The sequence below is a fragment of the Rhizobium sp. BK512 genome (assembly GCF_014194915.1).
Classification (GTDB): domain Bacteria; phylum Pseudomonadota; class Alphaproteobacteria; order Rhizobiales; family Rhizobiaceae; genus Rhizobium.
Genome location: NZ_JACIAS010000009.1, coordinates 270,412 through 288,306, shown reverse-complemented (window position 1 = coordinate 288,306; position 17,895 = coordinate 270,412). Strand labels below are relative to the sequence as shown.

The 17,895-nt window shown below is 59.4% G+C and carries 22 protein-coding genes; 10 read left to right on the top strand and 12 right to left on the bottom strand.

Annotated features, from left to right (window positions below):
- Positions 1-84: 84 nt before the first annotated feature.
- Together FHX06_RS28890 and FHX06_RS28885 are read right to left on the bottom strand one after the other, a co-directional pair.
- The gene (locus FHX06_RS28890) at positions 85-405 is read right to left on the bottom strand and encodes a hypothetical protein (RefSeq protein ID WP_112543760.1); all 321 of its coding nucleotides are present in this window, start codon (positions 403-405) and stop codon (positions 85-87) included.
- Between the two features lie 499 nt (positions 406-904).
- The gene (locus tag FHX06_RS28885; protein WP_112543832.1) at positions 905-1,438 is read right to left on the bottom strand and encodes a response regulator; all 534 of its coding nucleotides are present in this window, start codon (positions 1,436-1,438) and stop codon (positions 905-907) included.
- A 281-nt stretch (positions 1,439-1,719) separates the two neighbouring features.
- Between FHX06_RS28885 and FHX06_RS28880 the strand changes: the two genes are divergently transcribed.
- The gene (locus FHX06_RS28880; RefSeq protein ID WP_112543759.1) at positions 1,720-1,938 is read left to right on the top strand and encodes a hypothetical protein; all 219 of its coding nucleotides are present in this window, start codon (positions 1,720-1,722) and stop codon (positions 1,936-1,938) included.
- A gap of 21 nt (positions 1,939-1,959) precedes the next feature.
- Here FHX06_RS28880 and FHX06_RS28875 read toward each other — a convergent pair whose 3' ends face one another.
- The 8 genes from FHX06_RS28875 to FHX06_RS28840 form a co-directional block, all read right to left on the bottom strand.
- Positions 1,960-3,042, bottom strand: a complete 1,083-nt coding sequence (locus tag FHX06_RS28875; protein WP_112543758.1) for an exo-alpha-sialidase — start codon at positions 3,040-3,042, stop codon at positions 1,960-1,962.
- 2 nt (positions 3,043-3,044) lie between these two features.
- Positions 3,045-3,311, bottom strand: coding sequence for a SemiSWEET family sugar transporter (locus FHX06_RS28870; protein WP_246715667.1), 267 nt, complete (start codon positions 3,309-3,311; stop codon positions 3,045-3,047).
- A 19-nt stretch (positions 3,312-3,330) separates the two neighbouring features.
- A complete protein-coding gene (locus tag FHX06_RS28865; protein WP_246715666.1) occupies positions 3,331-6,396 on the bottom strand; it encodes a DEAD/DEAH box helicase in 3,066 nt (1,021 codons plus the stop codon).
- A gap of 498 nt (positions 6,397-6,894) precedes the next feature.
- The gene (locus FHX06_RS28860) at positions 6,895-7,083 is read right to left on the bottom strand and encodes a hypothetical protein (protein WP_112543756.1); all 189 of its coding nucleotides are present in this window, start codon (positions 7,081-7,083) and stop codon (positions 6,895-6,897) included.
- A 309-nt stretch (positions 7,084-7,392) separates the two neighbouring features.
- Positions 7,393-7,704 carry a hypothetical protein gene (locus FHX06_RS28855; protein WP_112543755.1) on the bottom strand — a complete coding sequence of 104 codons (312 nt, stop codon included), beginning with the start codon at positions 7,702-7,704 and terminating at the stop codon, positions 7,393-7,395.
- 132 nt (positions 7,705-7,836) lie between these two features.
- Positions 7,837-8,664 (bottom strand): ammonia-dependent NAD(+) synthetase, encoded by an 828-nt coding sequence (nadE, locus tag FHX06_RS28850; protein WP_112543830.1) that lies wholly within the window; start codon positions 8,662-8,664, stop codon positions 7,837-7,839.
- A gap of 27 nt (positions 8,665-8,691) precedes the next feature.
- Entirely contained in the window at positions 8,692-8,955 is a 264-nt protein-coding gene (locus FHX06_RS28845) for a hypothetical protein (protein ID WP_112543754.1), read from the bottom strand.
- Between the two features lie 38 nt (positions 8,956-8,993).
- On the bottom strand, positions 8,994-9,239 hold the full coding sequence (locus FHX06_RS28840) for a hypothetical protein (protein WP_112543753.1): 246 nt from the start codon (positions 9,237-9,239) through the stop codon (positions 8,994-8,996).
- A gap of 113 nt (positions 9,240-9,352) precedes the next feature.
- Between FHX06_RS28840 and FHX06_RS28835 the strand changes: the two genes are divergently transcribed.
- Positions 9,353-9,883: a DUF4142 domain-containing protein gene (locus tag FHX06_RS28835; protein ID WP_112543752.1), complete on the top strand. Its 531-nt coding sequence runs from the start codon at positions 9,353-9,355 to the stop codon at positions 9,881-9,883.
- 63 nt (positions 9,884-9,946) lie between these two features.
- Here FHX06_RS28835 and FHX06_RS28830 read toward each other — a convergent pair whose 3' ends face one another.
- Positions 9,947-10,540, bottom strand: coding sequence for a cysteine hydrolase family protein (locus FHX06_RS28830; protein ID WP_281413465.1), 594 nt, complete (start codon positions 10,538-10,540; stop codon positions 9,947-9,949).
- A 227-nt stretch (positions 10,541-10,767) separates the two neighbouring features.
- Between FHX06_RS28830 and FHX06_RS28825 the strand changes: the two genes are divergently transcribed.
- The 4 genes from FHX06_RS28825 (at position 10,768) to FHX06_RS28810 (ending at position 13,396) form a co-directional block, all read left to right on the top strand.
- Complete coding sequence (locus FHX06_RS28825; protein ID WP_246715665.1) at positions 10,768-11,163, top strand: CBS domain-containing protein; 396 nt, start codon at positions 10,768-10,770, stop codon at positions 11,161-11,163.
- A gap of 758 nt (positions 11,164-11,921) precedes the next feature.
- Entirely contained in the window at positions 11,922-12,257 is a 336-nt protein-coding gene (locus tag FHX06_RS28820) for a hypothetical protein (RefSeq protein WP_113207873.1), read from the top strand.
- 154 nt (positions 12,258-12,411) lie between these two features.
- Complete coding sequence (locus FHX06_RS28815) at positions 12,412-12,684, top strand: hypothetical protein (RefSeq protein ID WP_112543748.1); 273 nt, start codon at positions 12,412-12,414, stop codon at positions 12,682-12,684.
- Between the two features lie 211 nt (positions 12,685-12,895).
- Entirely contained in the window at positions 12,896-13,396 is a 501-nt protein-coding gene (locus tag FHX06_RS28810; protein ID WP_112971354.1) for a ferritin-like domain-containing protein, read from the top strand.
- A 353-nt stretch (positions 13,397-13,749) separates the two neighbouring features.
- Here the strand turns inward: FHX06_RS28810 and FHX06_RS28805 are convergent, their stop codons facing one another.
- Positions 13,750-14,232 carry a pyridoxamine 5'-phosphate oxidase family protein gene (locus FHX06_RS28805; protein WP_112543745.1) on the bottom strand — a complete coding sequence of 161 codons (483 nt, stop codon included), beginning with the start codon at positions 14,230-14,232 and terminating at the stop codon, positions 13,750-13,752.
- A 185-nt stretch (positions 14,233-14,417) separates the two neighbouring features.
- Here FHX06_RS28805 and FHX06_RS28800 point away from each other — a divergent pair, with 185 nt between their 5' ends.
- From FHX06_RS28800 to FHX06_RS28785, 4 genes are all read left to right on the top strand, one after another.
- On the top strand, positions 14,418-14,870 hold the full coding sequence (locus FHX06_RS28800; RefSeq protein WP_112543744.1) for a hypothetical protein: 453 nt from the start codon (positions 14,418-14,420) through the stop codon (positions 14,868-14,870).
- A 32-nt stretch (positions 14,871-14,902) separates the two neighbouring features.
- Positions 14,903-15,169 (top strand): hypothetical protein, encoded by a 267-nt coding sequence (locus tag FHX06_RS28795; protein WP_112971355.1) that lies wholly within the window; start codon positions 14,903-14,905, stop codon positions 15,167-15,169.
- 30 nt (positions 15,170-15,199) lie between these two features.
- Entirely contained in the window at positions 15,200-15,466 is a 267-nt protein-coding gene (locus FHX06_RS28790) for a hypothetical protein (RefSeq protein ID WP_113115998.1), read from the top strand.
- A gap of 86 nt (positions 15,467-15,552) precedes the next feature.
- Positions 15,553-17,337 (top strand): thiamine pyrophosphate-requiring protein, encoded by a 1,785-nt coding sequence (locus tag FHX06_RS28785; RefSeq protein WP_113115997.1) that lies wholly within the window; start codon positions 15,553-15,555, stop codon positions 17,335-17,337.
- Positions 17,338-17,895 lie beyond the last annotated feature (558 nt).

Genomic DNA, 17,895 nt, shown 5'->3' with positions numbered 1-17,895 from the left:
GATCTGAAGACCTGGGCGTGGCCGATGGCCTTGAGAGAAGGCAAATCAGCTGGAGGAGCAGGCTGCTCCTCCAGCTGGATCAGGTTAATTGTTGTGCGCCGAGCAGGCCTCGTCCATCGGCGTTGCGTTGCTGCTGCCGCCCTGCGTCTGCAGGTTGCCGGTGCCAGTGCTGCTGGCAGCTTCGTTGCCGTTGCAGTTTGCGTTGGCTGAACCATTGGAGCTCGTGCTGCCGGTTGTGGTGTTATCGGTAGACATGGGCTTCTTGACGTCGCTGGACGCGCCGCCGCCGGCATCGTTCGTGTTGCGGTCGATGGTGGCTCCTGTCGGCGCCGGATTGGACTGGGCCAGGGCCGGACCAGCAAGGCCGAGAGCGAAGAGAGACGCGATAATGATTTTCGTACGCATGTGATTCTCCAGGGGTTTTGCGTTGGTTGCAAGGTGTCAACCTCGATTTGGGCTCATTGTTCCGCCTTAAGACCAAAACGAATGCGGGGCAGCCAATCTCACGGTTTAGTCAGACGCAGGCGGCGCCTCGGAACCAAGTTCAGCTCTGTCGCTGCGTTCGAACGAGGACTGGTTCTGATGTTATCCAGGATCAATCGGTTGCTCCTTGCAACCGCGCTGATGACAATGCTTGGCCCATGCATCAGGCTCGGGCGTTCAGCACCGGGACTGCGCCACAGCCTGATCTGACGACAGCGGCTCCTGCGTCCCGGTTCTCGGGGCGTGAAGAAGGTTTTTTGCCGGTGTGCTTCCCGATATCCCTCCTATCATCCGACCAGCGAGACCTGCCGGAAGAAAAGACGGGATGCTCGGCATCTGTCGCTGAGCCGGTTGATCTTGAGAGCACCGAAACCACAGATCTCGATGCTCGCAAGCAGCAGTCATGGCTGACGCCGTTTTGCTAGGCCATCAGCTTTAGAAGTTCCAACCCTGCCGTCGGCTTCGCGACAAAGGTGACGCCGGCGGCGACATCCTTATGCGAGAGCTTTACCAGCCCTGACGTCACGATTACCCGCGTCGACGGCCAGGATATGCGCACCTTGGCAACGAGCCCAAGGCCATCCATGCTTCCAGGCATGTCGATATCCGTATAGAGCGTGTCTATGACGTTGTTCTTCAGAAGGACAAGCGCCTCATCGGCATTGGCAGCCTCCAGGGTCCGGAAGCCGGCTTGATCGAGAAAGTCGACAATATTGTAGCGAAGCTGATGCTCGTCCTCGACAACGAGGACGCTGCGCGGCTCGTTTTGCGATAGCGCCAGCCTCGGACGCTCTATCACCTCCCTGCCGTCGGCGGACGCCTGCGTTTTTTCCAGGAGGTCGCGCTCAAGTACGGCTTGGCGCCAATGGATCTCATCCTGGCCAAAGGGTTTGCCAGCCTCCTCCCAAAGAGAATAGGCACGCTCGGCGATCCATTCGTTGCGATTGTTGCTCATCGGTACCATCCCTGTTTTGACCCGGCTATCAAACGTTTTCTGACCGCTCGAGTTCCCAGGCTATGGCTTGGAATGAGCGTCTGTACGATGGCAGACATTGCAGCGCTGTCTCCGGAAAATAGCGAGGTTACGGACCCGCTGGGGACGCGACCTTTGGCTCGTCCGTCCGTCGATGTAAGCCTCGATGCTCGGTGCGAAGCATCACGACCATCAGAACGACGCGAGGCCTGGAACTTGCGTGTCGTTTGGGTGTTCTTGCAGCGAAGGGAGTGGCGACGGCGATGGAAGCACCGATCATCATTGACCAATATATCGAAATCTACAGGCAGGGCGGGCTTACCGCTTTGAATGCGACCCTTGGTGCCATGGGAGCGGACCATCGGGCGGACATTCTGGCTGCGTTGGAACGGATAGGCTTTCAGATCGAGTGGCACGTGGAAGCCACGACAGGAACTCGATCCGGCATCGTCTGGGCAGGTCCCGATCCGCGTTCTGACTGAGCCTGTTGCGGCGCCGGCATCTCATATAAGCTCGCTCGTATCGATAATGGAGGCGGCGATATAACGATCGTCGCCCTCGTTGAAGTAGTAGACGCAGACGAGGCTTCCGTCGGTGCGCAGGATCGAACGTACATAGCCAAGATCGGGCAGGCGCCCGTCGTTGCGGATGATGTGTTCCAAAGACCAGGTCCTGCCGCCATCCGAGCTTGTTTTCAGGCGCAGGCCGAAAGGCCGATCTCTGACACCATAGACCAAGAACAGGCGCCCCTCCGCCGACATAGCCAGACTGGGAGGGTTTCCGCCCTTGCCCGTGCTGTCGACGACCGTACCCAGGCGATGCCATGTACAGCCGCCATCCCAAGATCGATAGGCATCAAGCCAGCCGCGACTGTCGACGCCGTGCCCACATCGCAGGATTGACAGGATGCTTCCGTCAGGAAGGCTGGCGCTTGCCGGCATGATCGCGTAGCCTTCGGGGTTTTGGACATGCGTTCCGACCAGGCGGAAGCGTCTTGCACCGTCGCACGTCTCCGCACAAAAGGTCTCCCCCTCCGTTCCGTCAGCCTTGGCGCGCGTCAACATGAACAGGGCTTTTTTTTCCGAAAGAGCGACGATGTCGGTGCGTGCAGCAAGACCGTCCTTCATCAATCCGTTGAAGGCATAGGGGCCATCCCAGCGTTTGCCGCGATCACGGCTGACGTAAAACCAGCTGAGTGCACTCCCGCCAAGCCCCGTGCGGGCGGCCATGACGATCGTTTCCCGATCGAGAAAATTTACCGGGGTCCGAAGAGGCCCCAACACGGCGCCATCGAAATGCACTCCCGCCTTTAGCCGCGAAGAAAGATGCTCGTCAGCCGACAAGCTTTCGCCGCCGGGAATGATGGCGTTGAAGGGCTCGATCGCCCATGTACGACCGCCATCGAGACTGCGGGCCTGCAGCGGTGGAAAGGGGCTGTTCTTGTCTCGGGCATGCAATCTTCCCTGGGTTCCTTTCCATCCTGCGGCAAACACTGCAAGCACTTCCGCGTCCCAGGCCCAAGCTCCGTAGTTGGCCGGCCAGGCTGCAAATCGGCCCTTTCGGCGATAGATCTCGTAGTGTTCCATCCTCACGATGCGGCTTTCACTGCCGGCGCTTTGCGCGCGTACAATTTAACGCCAAGTATAAAGGTCGAGAGACAGAAGCAGGCTGCGTTTGCCAGGATGATCGGCAGCTCGTTGCGGAGCAGACCAAACAGTGTCCACAAGGCAAAGCCTGTGACGGTCAGAAGGTACATTCTTGTCGAAATCGCCGCCGTCTCCTGGCTGCGCGCGATCTTGAGCGCTTGCGGCACGAAGCTTGCTACCGAACATAAAGAGGCCGCATAGCCGATCATTGTTACCATATCCATGTCATCACCTCCGACGATGAGAATCTGCCTTGTCGAACGGTGGCGACATCATCAAAGGCGCAAACAGATCCTCAAAAAAGCCAATTCGCTCATTGCCCGAGTTCGTCGGGGTCGCAAACACGATGCGATCCGGATGCAACGCAGCGTCCCTTCCGCGCGACAGGACTTTCAGAAGGCTGGGTTTGGGCCTGGTGCGAAAGCCGACCGCCAGTCCTGTCGGGCCGGCCTCCAGCCTTTCGATACCGCAATTTCGGGCAACGGTCTTGAGTTTGGCGAGCCGCAAGAGGGTCACGATCTGCGGGGGCAGCTCGCCGAATCGATCCTCGAACTCCTCTGCAAGTTCATCGATCTGGCCGACAGACGACGCTTTTTCGAGACGAGCGTAAAGGTTCAGGCGCAATGTTGGATCGGGAATATAATCGGCGGGTATCGACGCGCTCTCGCCGAGCGCCGTCGAAACCGGCCCATTTGACGAAGACGACCTCTTCGATGCTGCGGCGATCGCGTCTTCGAGAAGTTTCTGATAGAGGCTGATGCCGATCGCCTTTATATGGCCGGCCTGGTCCTCACCGGTTAGATCGCCTCCGCCCCTGATATCAAGATCCTGCAGGCTGATCGACAGCCCCGCTCCCAGCCGATCGTGTTCGACGAGGGCCGACAACCGAAGGCGGGATTCCTCCGCAATCTGATGCTGCGCTTCTGTCAAGAAATAGGCCACGGCTTGCGCCTGGCCGCGACCGACCCGACCCCGCAACTGATGCAATTGAGACAGACCGAAGCGATCGGCATTCCAGATGAGGATCGTGTTGGCCCGCGGTACGTCAAGGCCGTTCTCGATAATGTTGGTCGACAGAAGAACGTTGCCGTCGCCATTTGCGAAATCGACCACGACCCGGTCAAGGGCTGTGGCACGCAACTTTCCGTGCGCGATCCTGACCGTTAATTCGGGAACGATCTTCTTGAGCATCCCGGCAAGATGATCGATATCCTCAATGCGTGGAACGATGACGAAACTTTGCCCGCCTCGCCGGTGCTCGCGCAGGAGCGCCGTGCGCATGGCGACTGGGTCGGCCTCGATGAGATGGCTCCTCACGGGCCTGCGGCGCGCCGGGGGTATGTTCAGCAGGCTGACATCCTGTATGCCAACCATCGCAGCCTGGAGGGTGCGTGGGATGGGCGTTGCCGACATGGTGAGCCGGTGAAGCCCGGGCGAAAGATTATTCATTTTCTGCTTGGCGCGTGTTCCCAGGCGTTGTTCCTCGTCGATGACCAGCAGTGCGAGATCGGCAAATCTGATATCTCGCGCTAGAATCGCATGGGTCGCCACCAAGATGTCGATTTCACCGTCTGCCAGTCCGGCCTTGATCCTTGCCGCTTCTTTCCTGGACACAAGCCTGGACAACATGGCGATCCTGATCCCGGTCCGCGCGAAACGACGTTCAAATGTCTCGAAATGTTGGCGCGCCAGAACGGTTGTCGGCGCCACGATGGCGACCTGTGCGCCGCAAAGCGCCACAACTGCTGCAGCCCGCAGCGCAATCTCTGTCTTGCCGAAACCGACATCGCCACACACGAGCCTGCTCATCTGCCTCCCCGAGGCGAGATCTGTCAGAACGGCATCGATGGCTTCAGACTGATCGCGCGTCAAAATGTAGGGGAAATGAGAGACGAACTGCTCGTAGTCGCGAAGAGGAGCCACGAAGGAACGCGCTTTTGCCTCCTGTCTCTGCTTTTGGAGACGGCGCAGGTGACGGGCCGTAAGGGCGATATCGCGAGCGATCGTCTGCCGGCGCTTGGCCCATGCTTCCGTGTGAAGGCGGTCGAGCGGCACGGCCTCCGGCTGGCCGCCATATCGCCAGATCTTGCCGAAATCCTTCATCGGAACGAGGATCGATGCGCCGTCGCGATACTCGAGCCGGGCTGTGTCCTGGACCTCCCCATCAATCTGCAAGCTCTCCAGGTCAGCCAGGATACCGATCCCGTGATCCTCGTGAACCACCGCATCGCCCAGTTGCAGTTCGGGCTCGGAAAGCGCCTGTGCGCCTGCGGGCGATCGCAATCCAAGGACATCGCCAAGTCCGATAACGACGAGGTTATCGGCGGCGGAGGCGAAGCCCTGCTCCAGGTCGCCGGCAACTGTGAGCAGAGATCCAGGCGGGGCGTTTTCAACATCGGACCATCGCAGAACGGGCCTGGCGCGGAGATTTCCAATCCGTTCGGCGCGCCTGCGCAGGGTGTCGAAGACATCCCCGCGCCCTGCCAGCACCAGCTTTTGCTCATGGGCGAGCGCAGTTTCGATGAACTCGGCAACTGCCCGACGGGGACGTGGCGTCTCGAAGAATTTCGGGACAGGCTCGCCGCCCCGAAGATCCAATTCCTGTAGCGCGACCTTCCCCCTCACCGCCTGCCATTCTTTTTCGTCGAGATAGAGGGATTGTGCTTCTGCCAGCGTCCCTGCGCGCAAGACACGCTCGGCCTGCCTGGCGTCGTCAATGATGGCGAGGTAACGTTTGGCGCGCGCCTCGGAACCAGCTGCAAAGATCATTGGCACCTCGCCGAGCGCATCGAACGCAGTTTGAAGGTTGCCATAAAGACCAAACAGGTGCCGTGCGATGTCGGACTGCGATGGAGACGGCGCACTCTCGGTACCTTCGGGCTGCCCGTCGCGATGTATCGCTTCGGAGGCTGGTCCCAACGAGATCGTGTTGAGGCTCCCTTGCGTCCGTTGCGTCAGCGCATCATAGCTGCGCAACTCCCGGATCCTATCCCCGTGCGTGAGCAGGGCCCGCACAGGATGCTCCCCTCCGGCGGGGAAGATGTCGATCAATTCGCCACGAATGCCGTATTCGCCGTTATCGTCAACGACACTGTCTTCTATATAGCCCGTTCGCTGCAGGAAACGCTCAAAGGCGAGGCGGTCAAATGGCTCACCCACGCTGAGTTCGTATCGGCTTGCCTCGATCACCGCTTGAGGCGGCACGCGTTGGAGGAGCGCATCGAGCGACGTTACCAGCAATCTTGATCCGTCACCGTGCACCCATTGCCATAGCGCCTCCATTCTCAGTCCCATCGACTGCCGCGAGGGCGGTACCCGGTCGAATGGCAGACAGTCCCAGGGAGGAAAGAAGACAGGCTTCAGGTCTGGCGCAAGGCAGGCTACCGCATCAAAGATCGCGCGTGCGCTGCCCTCGCCCGATGCAACATAGATTAGTCCTTTTTCGGATTGCTCTGCCGCGACCAAAAGGCGAGCGGCGATAAATGCAGCTGGCGGACGTGAGGTCTTTTCCAAGGCCGGGTCACGTGTAAGCGGGGCACCCCGGGTCTGATCGGTCGTTCGCAACAAAAATCATCCTTTGCAAGGCGATACTCGGATCGCCGCTCTAAGATTGAGGCCACCGTTTACCTCCGACAGCGCATGCCCCGCCCGCGTCGGTGGGCATTGTATCGCTTCCTGGTAGGTGTGGTTCAGCCAGGCGCCTTAAAAATGGCGACGGTAGAATGGCGATGGCACGGCTTGTCCTGAAGGTGGCATCCTTTCGTGTCCGCCGAGCCTTCCGGCTGGCTGCCATCATGGGTCCGAACCCTGCTGTTGGGCCTGCTGTCTTGCCGCTTTCAATTTGGCGCTCTTCTCGCTGCGGCGCCGGCTTTCCTCCTCCACTGCGCTGCGCGCCACACGATCTGTTTCCTCGAAGGCTTCCCGTCTTTGTTTGGCCGATGTGGACAGGCGTGGTCGCGGCGCGGCAGTATCGTCAGCCATCTGAGCTCTCCCAAGAAGTCATGATGACCTGCAAACGCTCCAAACGCGCGATTGATGCATGCCTGTACGCTAGCGGACCAAACGCCAACCTCTCCTGGTTGTTCGCATTCTCGGCGCTTGTCGACCAAGACGCGCGCGCGGCTGGATACCTTTTGAACCCAGAGCAGGAGAAAAATGGGAGATACTGGCGATGTTGGGGTCGCCGGGAGGCGACGAGGATCGAGCCGGCAGATCTTGATGAGCGCGCGCGATCCGACACCATCAATGAAGGCGCCTGTCTGAGCGAACCCGTCGACGCCCACCGCGGCGTTAGTGCAGGGTCGTCACCGCGCGCTGTTTTGCAATGCTCTGAAGCGCTGCCACCAGGTTTTCGCATTCTTCCAGGAGTAGCCGAAGGTGGTCATCGTCCATGCCAGCGATTTCGCTGGTTGCGGTTGACATGGCGGCGATAAGCCGGTCGATCGAAACGCAGTCGGCTGCGGGCGAATGCCCGAGCACGCCTTCGCGATGGCGCACCAGTTCACCGACGATCCGCAGGACGAGGGACCGGCGTTCTATCTCATTCAGAGAGGACAGAAAGCTTATTGCATGCCTTATATCGGCGAGCAGCGGTGTTCTCATTCGATCTCCCACCATGAGATCGAGACATATCATCGCCCCCCTCCTTGCAATACGGACCATGGTCCGATCTTAGGCTCTCCGTCATCCAGCGTACGATCAGTGGAACACCAGGTCGCATCAAATGGACCAGCCTTAGCCCGGCGACAATGGCGGCTGGCGCTTGTGCTCGCTTGCCTGATAGGCAGCGAGGATCTTTTGCGCAGCCGCCTGCGTTACGTCCCTGCCCTCCAGGAAGTCGTCAATCTCATCATAGGTCACGCCATAGACATCCTCGTCCGGCCGCAAAGGCGCATCGGATTCAAGGTCGGCGGTCGGGATCTTGAAGACCAGATCATCCGGTGCACCGAGATGCGCTGCGAGCGCTCGCACGCGCCGTTTCGTGAGGCCCGCGAGCGGCAGGATATCGGCGGCGCCGTCGCCGAATTTGGTATAGAAGCCCATGACCGCCTCGGCCGCGTGATCCGTGCCGATGACAAGGCCGCGCGTCGTTCCGGCGAGCGCATATTGAGCCACCATGCGCTGGCGGGCCTTGATATTTCCAAGGTGAAAATCAAGTCGCTTCTGTTCGAGGAGATCACTCGCCTCGCGCCTGACGCCATCAAGCGTGGCGTCGGCGGCAGGTTTGATATCGATGGTCACGACCCGATCCGGTGAAATGACCTCCAGTGCCTTTTGCGCATCATCCTCGTCTGCCTGTTTGCCGTAGGGAAGGCGCACTGCGATGAACTGGAGGCTGTATCCAACGTCGCGAAGAGAGGCGGCGGCGTGTTGCGCAAGCAGACCTGCGGCGAGGGAATCGACGCCCCCACTGATGCCGAGCACAAGGGAGCGGCAGGATGCGGTGCGGGCATAGTCGGCGAGAAACCGTATGCGACGTTGCGCCTCTGTGGCTTGATCGAACCGATTTGCTACCCCAAGCCGCTCGGCAATCTCTCTCTGCTGATCGAAATTCATCGTCACCGTTCCGATCAAGGCCAGACGCCAAGTCTAGTTTCGCTCAACGAATTTGGCAAACCGGCTCGTTTTGCCATCCTTCGTCTCCTCCTGATAAAGAAATTCCAGCTTGTTTTCGTCGAAGATCTGAAAGAATTCGTCCCAGCCGATCTCCTCAAACGCCTCTTCCTTTTCGCCGAAATCGATGCGAAGCAGGCCTCCTTTACCTTTGGTGCGGATGACAGAGGGACGGCCTTTTCTCTCCTCGACCCAGTCACGGATCGTCTGGTGATCGGTGGTCCTGTCAGAACTGCTCATGTTAGCCTCCTCTGGCTGCAGAAGATGCGCGAGTGCATCTACAAGAGTGGATGGGTTTTCTTCCAGTTTCGATAAGGGGCAAGTAGCTGTCCTGGAAACCGGGCTTCGATTTCCTCCTCCACCAGCGCGATGCGCGAGAGTATCTGCTCGCGCCCGGCGACGTCGACGGCCTCGCTGGCGGTCTCCAGCTGCCGCATCGCCAGGAAAACCTCTTCGATGCTCATGGCCGAAAGCTGCGATGCAATCTCTTCAACCGGTCGTGTGGAAATGTCGATGGCGGGCATTCGCGGCTCCTTTCTGATTGGCAAGCAACTTCGCTTGCGTCGCATTGTTCCTCGCGCCCGGGAACAACTAGCACCGATCCTTGTTTTGCATCCCGGTCCAAAAGGAGGTCCTCATGAAGAACATTCTAACCGCTTCGATCATTTTCGCCGCCGCCACTACCTCGGTCTTTGCACAATCGGCAGCCGAGAAAACCGGCGTGAACTCGGTCATGGGAATGGCGCCGAAAACAGAAGACTTCGTACTCGAAGCAGCCAGCAGTGACATGTTCGAAATCGAATCCAGCAAGCTTGCGCTCGAACGCGCCGATGACAAGACGAAGACATTCGCCCAGCAGATGGTGGCGGATCACCAAAAGACCTCCGAGGAACTGAAGGCGATGATTGCCGGCGGTAAGGTCAAGGCAGCTGTCCCGGCCTCCATGACATCGTCACACAAAAGCATGCTCGATGATCTCAGCAAGCTCCAGGGCGACGACTTCACCAAACTCTATCATTCCGACCAGGAAGACGTGCACGAGGAGGCCGTCGATCTGTTCAAGCGCTATGGCGAGGAGGGGGACAATCCCGAGCTCAAGGCCTGGGCCGCAAAAACCCGTCCTGCGTTGGAACACCATCTTCAGATGGCAAAGGATCTGAACAAGTAATCTCGATTGACCCTGTGGAGACGATCTCCGCGGGGTCGCCCCGCTGCATCCAAGGCGCGCGCCTCATCGCAACTGGACCCTTGATGCGTCCCTCAGAAAACTCTCGGTTTCCAGGAGCTCGAGTTGCACCGAGAAACGGTCTCCGAGCAAGGCAAGCGAGGCATCGTGCGTGTCGTCAGCGCCACTGCAGACCGCATCGGTCAGCAGGCGCACGCGATATCCAAGATCGATCGCGCCCAGTACCGCCGCTAGCACGCATACATCCGTTTCACCGCCCGTGACCACGAGTGTATCGACGGATTCTGCCTGCAGCGCTGCATGCAGCTTGCCGCTTATCCATGGCGAGTAGGTCATTTTGTCAAAGATTCGGGCAGGCGGTACGAACCGGCGAAGCTCCGGGACGAGATCGAGCATATCCTCACCAATGCGCTCACGCGTCATATCCTCCCACTTGCGGTAATAAGCCTGCCACGCACCTGGCATCTGATCGGCGCGCGCAGGCGGGATGAAACGCGTGAAGAGAGTTCTTTCGGGGTGACGTGCGACAAGTTCTGCGACGGCAGGAGAGACTTTTGCCATCCAGGCAACATGCCAGGGCGTCTCTTCGGCAAACATCCGCTGCATGTCGATGCACAAATGAATCCAGTTTGGGTTCAAAATCGTCGTCTTTCGCTTTGGCCTTTTGAAGAATTGAACTTCGCTCGGGGGCCCAGGTTCCCGCTGCGCTGGAGACGTGCCGCGGCATCCAGAAGTGCCGGTCATATCCGTGCACAGCCGACCGGTCTCCATGAAGCGAACAGGCGCTTGAGTGGAACCACGAAGCTGGCCCGGGTGTTTTGATTCGGGGGCCAAGCCAGGAGACCAGCATGCAAGTAAGAGACGTAATGACGAGACAGGTAGTGACTGTGGCGCCTCATGTCAGCATCCGCGATGTTGCGCGGCTCATGTCGGAAATTGATTCCGGTGTCATTCCTGTCGTTGGGAATGAGGTCTTCGGGATCGTCACCGACAGGGACATCGTCGTTCGCGCCGTCGCCGAAAACGTCGATATCGCCGGGCCAATCTCGAAAATAATGACGAGCGGGATCGAAAGCTGCCTGGAAAGCACCGAGCTTCGCGAGGCGGCCCACCGTATGTCCGAGCTTCAGATGCGCCGCCTTTTGGTTTTTGATGATGGTGGAAAAATCACCGGCATCCTGTCGCTCGGCGACATAGCAAAACTGAACGAGGAACTTGCCGGCGTCACATTGGAAGATATTTCCGACGACGAGAGCCACTAGCGCCGACGGGTCAGCATTCGTTTGGAGCTACAAGCGCTTGCCAAACCTGCCATCGCCATCTCATTGCCGAGCCGCGGCCAGGCCATCGCCGATTAAGGACGCCCCAGCAAGGTTTCATTCGCCATGATCGCTCGGCTGGCAGTCACTCGCTTTTCGAGCGCGCGCCGGAACCGCAACGATACCTCGACGTTCGAAATGGGAAGAGGAGTTGCTGGCATGAACAAATTCAAGAGATCTGCCCTGGTGAGACATCCGGATGACGCTGGACTGACACTTGCTGGCGCGTTGACGCCAGGGGTCCTCCCGATCTGGCTGATCAGAAAACGGATTGTATCGCCGCAAATCGGCCAGGTTGGGGTGGCAGGGCCCGCGCCCGATCGGGCACAGGACTTCCCCTTTGGAAGGGACGATCCGAGGAAGCGAGCACCTGGCCTGGCTTGCCGCCGGACGGCAGCTGAGTGAGGACGCACCTTCCGTGCGATCGCCATGATCGGTTATCGGTACGGGGCCCACTCAACAAAAAGCGATCGCGGCACGCGCGGCTTGGCAAATGCGGCAACGATCGTGACCTTGCCACCAAACAAGTATCCGAAGCGATTTGCTCAGCGTTGAAATTCGCGGAAGAAAAAACGCGCCCTGCGGAAATGGGCCCGCACCGCAGGATTGCCGCAGCGACCAGTGGCAAGGGAGCGCCACCCGGATGCGATGGAACCAAAATTAATGTTGCAAGTTCGGATATCAGCGCCATGGAGGTGAATATGAATATCGGTTTCAAAGCAGTGCTTTTATCGTCGGTGATTGCCAGTTTCGCCGCACCATCGATCGCCGATGCGCAGGTCGAGCTGCGTCTCGGTCCTGGCGGTGTCGAGGTCCAGAACCACGATCGGGACCGTTACGATGATCGCTATTATGAGCGCGGCCCGCGCCGCCGCTGCGATCCGCGCGATGCGCTGGACAACGCCCGCGATGCGGGACTTCGCCGGGCGCAGATCATCCGCGAGACCCCGCGCAGCATTACGGTTCAGGGATTTACCCGAAGCGGCAGGCCAGACCGCATGAGCTTTGCCAATGTCAGGGGATGCCCCGAGATCTGAGCGCGCGTCCTCCGAAGCCAGACCATGCACATACCGTCGGCAAATGCCGAGCTGCGAAATCGGTTGGGTATGAACGGGCGTTGCATGCTATGTATTTTGGCGGCTGGTCGCCGTAGATCAGCAAGCATGCCTCGCAAAAGCCGGTGCCGAACGCATGGATAATCTCGACAGCGAAATGATAAGCCCAGCAATCCTTTGCGACGTCATCCTGACGGAATGGATGGGGCAAGGACGAACTGGCTTTGAAATCCGAGCCCTGCGGCAGGAAATGGAACTCTATTATCTCAATGCGGGACTGACAGTGCCGCCTGAGATCGGCGATCCTCGCAGGCTGGTGCCTGTGAGGCGGCTCCTCGAAGCCCGCCCGGATCGGGTCAGCTCGGTAGATCCGGCTGCCATTCACTGGCGCTTCACAACTGCGTCCTGATGGCAAACTTTGATCACTGCGATAAAAGCTTTCTGCGATCGAACAGGGCTTAGTGCTCGGCCATACCAACCAACTAAAACGTGTGTCACCGGTTTGTGTTCCGGTACGGCGGCGTACGGGAACATCAAGGCAGGGCGCGCATTGATCAAGGCCCTCGTACGGCGGCGAATGTCGGCAAGGAGCGATAACCCATTTGACAGGAGGAGCCACTATGGCAACCGCTAAGACATTGGATGACCTGTTTCTAGACACTCTGAAGGACATTTACTTTGCCGAAAAGCAGATCCTGAAGGCTCTGCCGAAGATGGCGCGCGCAGCCCAGTCCGAAGAAGGCAGGGCCGGCTTCATCCAGCATCGAGACGAGACCCAAGGACAGATCGAGCGCCTGGAGCAGGTGTTCGAGCTTGTCGGAAAACCGGCGCGGGGAAAGACCTGCGAGGCGATCCAGGGCATCATCGCGGAAGGTGAGGAAATCATGGAGGAGTTCAAGGGCTCACCTGCGCTCGATGCAGGGCTGATCTCCTCGGCGCAGGCCGTTGAACACTACGAGATCGCGCGCTACGGCACCTTGATCGCCTGGGCCAACCAGCTTGGACTGAAAGATGCCGTTCCTCTTCTCAAGGCTAATCTTTCCGAAGAGGAAGCGACCGACAAGAAGCTGACGCAGCTTGCGCAGGCGCAGGCCAACCCCAAGGGCCAAAAGGTCGCCTAAGGCAAGCACACCAAAAGGTCGCCCGGCGGGCGGCCTTTTTCGTTGTGCCCGCCGCTCTGGGCGACAAACAGCACCTCTGCCAGATGATGCGGATTGTTCCCGACAGGTGCCGGCGACGCCTTATGTTTAGTCCCGCCGGCGTCTGAACGCTTCGCGCAATTGCCGTTTTTTCCGGGCCTGTTCCAGGAAGTAATCGGCGTAGCCGAGACAGGCGTAGAGGAGTGGTCTGCCAGCAACGGCAAGGATCAACAACAGAGCGATCTGTAACATGGGTGGGCTGTCCGATTTCGTCTGTGTCAGGAACATGCAGCAAGGCGCGATGTTCCCGACTGATCGCTTCCCCGGCCATGCGATCAGAGATCAACCTCGACGTGATCCCCCATATCCGGTCGCGCTTTGCTGACCGCCGCGGCGGCCATCTTGATATAACTGACCAGCGTGCCGGGACTGTCCCAATATTCGGCGAAAGATGGTGTCACCTTGAGAATGCGGATGGACGGATCATCCGCGTCGTCCCACCAGGCCTTGGCGGGCGTTGCCCAGAACTCGCGGATCTTATCGCGGTCGTTCTGGATGACGGCTGTGCCAGAGATGGAGACATATTTCTGGTGGCCAGGATCGGCAAAGGCCAGATTGACGTGCGGGTATCGAGCAATTTCCTCATCCTTATGGCTTGCAACATCGGTAAGGAAGTAGATGGCGTTTTCCAGCCTTTCGACATAGGCCGACATTGGACGCGCTTTAAGGTCCAGGCCATTATGGGTCGTCAGCATGCAAAAGCCGATTTTTTCGATGAGATCCCAGAGCTTTTGTTGTTCGTCAACTTGATCGGGCATTTTACCTCCAATTTGGCAATGTGGGCTGACCGCGTGGAAACCTGGTCGACGCGGAAAGCGCCGGGATAGTGCGCGCAGCCCTCCGCATCCAAAACAGGCATCACGCGGCGGATGTTCACGCTGGCTCGATTACCGGGAACCAACTCCGCCGATGCTGGTTGTGTTCCCGAACGAGGAGAATAAGCATGTCGAATGTCTTGCGTGGCGGTGATGATGCCGTCAACAATGCCACGAGTACCACCCATTTCGGTCGCTCCGTGGAAAGCCTTGCACAGATGCTTGACGCGCAAGCGGAGGCGGCTGCCGGCGATCAGAACGAAGCCTTGAACCTCTATAGGCTCGAGCCGATCGCCGCTCCGGATGATCCGCGATGGGACAATAGCCTCAATCACGGGATTGTCCTGGTGGCAGCGCGCACGCCCGGTGATGCCCGTATCGTAGCCTCGGGCCGCGAACTGGATTTCATGGAAGTGGATTCGGCGCCCGCCGAAGACGTCACCACGATCAATGCAAGCGCTTTTCGCGACGACAAACTCTATACGGTCGTCGAGGTCGAGCGCAATCGTAGCGACCTCATACGCGGCGTGGTCGAGGGCGAGATCTCCGTTGCCACGATCAAGCCGGTGCAGCTGGATTAAGGCCAGCCATCTTCGGAAAGGCGCAGGACATCATGCAGATCATCAACTTCCGATCGCAGCCTGCCGCTGCAGACCGGCCGGACCACGATTACGTGTCGATCGACCAGAACGGGCAGGAAATCTACAAGTTCGCGTTGCAGTACCACTGGAAAGATAAGACCTGGGCTGCTGAAATTTGGGCCTATTCCCTGGATGACGCCGAGAGGCGCGTCCAGGCTATGCGGCAGTCTTTGATCGTCTCGGGACAGCTCTACAGCGATATCGGTTGCGAAGCGTTGCCCTTCATACCTGCGGGCTGACACCCGTCCGAGATTTGACAGGAGATCGCCGTGACACCCTATCATCGTTATAGCCAGGGACAGGAAAACGAGGGTGACCTCGTCATCAAGTTTTACCGATCCGGTGAAGAGATCCGCGGCTATGTCCGCAAGGTTGTCGCTTCGAAAGACGACGATGCTGTCTTCCCGGGCGAGGAGATGAGCCCGGCCGCCGCGTTCGAAATCGCACGCAGCCACGTGCGGGACGATCACCTTATTCTCATTGAACTTGCCGAGGGGGTCGAATGGGATCGCGCTTGGGGCGACCTGGTTGTCTGACAGCCTAAGCTCCAGCCGCAATCGACTTATCGACGGCGGTTGGCAACAGCGGCGCGATCAGGCGCCGTCCGGAATGGAGAGATTCGATGCCAAAGACTGTCGGCGATTTCGTCGTCTCGCGCCTGAAGGACTGGGGCGTACGGCGCCTGTTCGGCTACCCCGGCGATGGCATCAACGGCGTCTTCGGCGCCCTCCAACGCGCGTCCGGAAAAATAGAATTCATCCAGGCACGCCACGAGGAGATGGCAGCGTTCATGGCGAGCGCCCACGCGAAGTTTTCCGGCGAGCTCGGTGTCTGCATCGCAACATCGGGACCAGGCGCCACGCATCTGATCACCGGTCTTTACGATGCCAAGATGGATCATCAGCCAGTGCTCGCAATCGTCGGCCAGCAGGCGCGACATGCGCTAGGCGGCCACTATCAGCAGGAACTTGATCTTGCCTCCCTTTTCAAGGACGTCGCCGGTGATTTCGTCCAGCAAGCCTCGACCCCGGCGCAGGTCCGCCATCTGATCGACCGGGCTTGTCGCATCGCGCTCGCCAACCGGACGGTGACGACCGTCATCCTGCCGAACGACCTTCAGGAGATGCCCTATGAGGAGCCGCCGCGCAAACATGGGACAGTGCATTCAGGACCGGGCTACAGCCGTCCACGCATCTTCCCGCATGGTGACGATCTTCAGGCCGCCGCTGACATCCTGAACGCCGGTAAAAAGGTGGCGATTCTGGTCGGCGCCGGCGCACTGAACGCAACCGACGCGGTGATCGCCGTTGCCGACCGCCTGCAGGCAGGTGCGGCAAAAGCCCTTCTTGGAAAGGCTGCCCTTCCAGACGACCTGCCTTGGGTCACCGGCTCGATCGGCCTTCTCGGAACCAAGCCATCCTGGGATCTGATGCAGGATTGCGACACACTGCTCATGGTCGGATCCGGATTTCCCTATTCGGAATTTCTGCCCGCGGAAGGCCAGGCGCGCGGCGTGCAGATCGACATCGATCCGGACATGCTGTCACTGCGCTACCCGATGGAGCTCAACCTCACCGGCGATGCGGGCGAGACGTTGCTTGCGCTGCTGCCGCTCCTGACACAGAAGGCTGACAACAGTTGGCGCAAGACGGTTGCGAACAGCGTCGCGGACTGGTGGAAGACACTGGACGAGCGCGCAAGGGTGGACGCAAATCCTGTCAATCCGCAGCGTGTCGTCACCGAGTTGTCGCCGCGACTGCCGGACAACGCGATCATTACCAGTGACTCCGGATCCTGCGCCAACTGGTATGCGCGCGATCTGAAGATCCGCCGCGGCATGAAGGCGTCCTTGTCGGGCGGCCTCGCCTCGATGGGAGCTGCAGTTCCCTATGCTATTGCGGCGAAGTTCGCAGAGCCTGATCGGCCGGTGGTCGGGCTCGTCGGCGACGGCGCAATGCAGATGAATAACATGGCGGAGATGATTACCGTTGCCAAATACTGGAAGACCTGGGCCAACCCGACCTTCGTCATCTGTGTCTTCAACAATGAGGACCTGAACCAGGTAACTTGGGAACAGCGGGTGATGGAAGGTGATCCGAAGTTCGCCGCATCCCAGACGATCCCCGACATGCCCTATCATAAATTCGCCGAGCTGATCGGCCTTCGCGGCATCTTCGTCAATCGCCCTGACGACCTCGGCACTGCCTGGAAGTCGGCACTCGAGGCCGGTTGCCCCGTGATCCTCGAGGTAAAGACCGATCCGGAGGTGCCGCCGCTTCCGCCCCACATCACCTTCGAGCAGATGCGCAACGTCACGTCTGCTCTCATGACAGGCGATCCCCACGAGACCGGCATGATGGCCGGCATGCTCCGCCAGCTCTTCTCGGGCATTCTGTCGCGCCCTTAGCGATCGGGCCTCGCCGGGGACATTGGCGGGTGCCTGCTTAGGACTTACTTGCCTTCTCGTGAGGAGGTAGCCTGCGCCAGATTTGCCGGTTTAGGCGCCCTTGAGCGACGAACCGATGATTTTGGCAAATGCTGCAGGTCCGCCTCTGCCAAGCTCTTCGTGCCGATGCCTTTCTTGGCTCTCGAGGATCTGACGCCCTGACGATAGACACCCTGCTGGCGGGGCCCAGCCCGCGGCGAGACGGCGGCTGCATATGTCTCGGCTGTTCCTCAATGTCCTGGCAGCACATGCGATATTCTATCAATTGCGAAGTATCAGGCACATCACATGCTTGGCCGCAGTCGCATCAGACAAGCCTCTTCATGGGCCTCGCAAAGCTCTTGCACCCAGCCGTGGCTGTCGAAGAGACGCCGTAGATCCTGACGCAGATCGGGAAGCCTCAACATAAGCCGCGTCTTGCCGACATGTGCAAGGTTTTCCGTCATCCGTTCTGCCTCCCTGCGAACGGCAGCCTGAACAGGGCTCACCCGGTTTTGGTCCCACGGTGATCACGCGCGA

Coding starts and splice junctions, on each gene's coding strand:
- FHX06_RS28810 (WP_112971354.1), top strand. CDS start 12,896: ATGGCAACCGCTAAGACATTGGATGACCTGTTTCTAGACACTCTGAAG.
- FHX06_RS28890 (WP_112543760.1), bottom strand. CDS start 405: ATGCGTACGAAAATCATTATCGCGTCTCTCTTCGCTCTCGGCCTTGCT.
- FHX06_RS28870 (WP_246715667.1), bottom strand. CDS start 3,311: ATGATCGGCTATGCGGCCTCTTTATGTTCGGTAGCAAGCTTCGTGCCG.
- FHX06_RS28800 (WP_112543744.1), top strand. CDS start 14,418: ATGTCGAATGTCTTGCGTGGCGGTGATGATGCCGTCAACAATGCCACG.
- FHX06_RS28815 (WP_112543748.1), top strand. CDS start 12,412: ATGGATAATCTCGACAGCGAAATGATAAGCCCAGCAATCCTTTGCGAC.
- FHX06_RS28855 (WP_112543755.1), bottom strand. CDS start 7,704: ATGAGAACACCGCTGCTCGCCGATATAAGGCATGCAATAAGCTTTCTG.
- FHX06_RS28785 (WP_113115997.1), top strand. CDS start 15,553: ATGCCAAAGACTGTCGGCGATTTCGTCGTCTCGCGCCTGAAGGACTGG.
- FHX06_RS28875 (WP_112543758.1), bottom strand. CDS start 3,042: ATGGAACACTACGAGATCTATCGCCGAAAGGGCCGATTTGCAGCCTGG.
- FHX06_RS28845 (WP_112543754.1), bottom strand. CDS start 8,955: ATGAGCAGTTCTGACAGGACCACCGATCACCAGACGATCCGTGACTGG.
- FHX06_RS28805 (WP_112543745.1), bottom strand. CDS start 14,232: ATGCCCGATCAAGTTGACGAACAACAAAAGCTCTGGGATCTCATCGAA.
- FHX06_RS28860 (WP_112543756.1), bottom strand. CDS start 7,083: ATGGCTGACGATACTGCCGCGCCGCGACCACGCCTGTCCACATCGGCC.
- FHX06_RS28795 (WP_112971355.1), top strand. CDS start 14,903: ATGCAGATCATCAACTTCCGATCGCAGCCTGCCGCTGCAGACCGGCCG.
- FHX06_RS28835 (WP_112543752.1), top strand. CDS start 9,353: ATGAAGAACATTCTAACCGCTTCGATCATTTTCGCCGCCGCCACTACC.
- FHX06_RS28820 (WP_113207873.1), top strand. CDS start 11,922: ATGAATATCGGTTTCAAAGCAGTGCTTTTATCGTCGGTGATTGCCAGT.
- FHX06_RS28825 (WP_246715665.1), top strand. CDS start 10,768: ATGACGAGACAGGTAGTGACTGTGGCGCCTCATGTCAGCATCCGCGAT.
- FHX06_RS28885 (WP_112543832.1), bottom strand. CDS start 1,438: ATGAGCAACAATCGCAACGAATGGATCGCCGAGCGTGCCTATTCTCTT.
- FHX06_RS28840 (WP_112543753.1), bottom strand. CDS start 9,239: ATGCCCGCCATCGACATTTCCACACGACCGGTTGAAGAGATTGCATCG.
- FHX06_RS28865 (WP_246715666.1), bottom strand. CDS start 6,396: ATGGGACTGAGAATGGAGGCGCTATGGCAATGGGTGCACGGTGACGGA.
- FHX06_RS28880 (WP_112543759.1), top strand. CDS start 1,720: ATGGAAGCACCGATCATCATTGACCAATATATCGAAATCTACAGGCAG.